The following is a 416-nucleotide window of genomic DNA, read 5'->3' as shown; positions in this document are numbered from 1 at the left end:
ACAAGGAAGCAAAGCTTCCAAACCAAACGATTGCTCGTTGTCAGTTTTGAAAGAACAGTTATGTTTCTTTCACTTGTACCTTGAAAACTGAATCGCGAAAGTGAAGTGTCTTAGAATCATCCTTTTAAAATAAAGGTTTAAAAGGTCACTTTTCAGCACCGAGAAGGTTGCTTGAAGTTGAAGAAAGAGGAGCGGAGTGTAGTTTAGACTACATGAGCACCGGATTTCGAAACTGAATGCAAGATTCGATGCGGAGTGACATCCCGAGATCCTTCGTGATCAAAAGGGAACTTTTAAACAACCTTATCTAGGTTAAGCTAGTAAGAGCACACGGAGGATGCCTAGGCACCAGGAGCCGATGAAGGACGTGGCGAACAACGAAATGCCTCGGGGAGCTGTAAGCAAGCATTGATCCG

General features: G+C 43.8%; 1 rRNA gene. It reads left to right on the top strand.

Annotation, left to right across the window (positions count from 1 at the left end):
* Positions 1-310 precede the first annotated feature (310 nt).
* A 23S ribosomal RNA gene (locus tag M3661_RS29940) occupies positions 311-416 on the top strand; the annotation flags it as partial.

The sequence above is a fragment of the Paenibacillus sp. MER 180 genome, assembly GCF_023713665.1.
In the GTDB taxonomy this organism is placed as follows: Bacteria; Bacillota; Bacilli; order Paenibacillales; family Paenibacillaceae; genus Paenibacillus_B; species Paenibacillus_B suaedae.
This window is presented reverse-complemented; position numbering and strand designations above follow the sequence as displayed.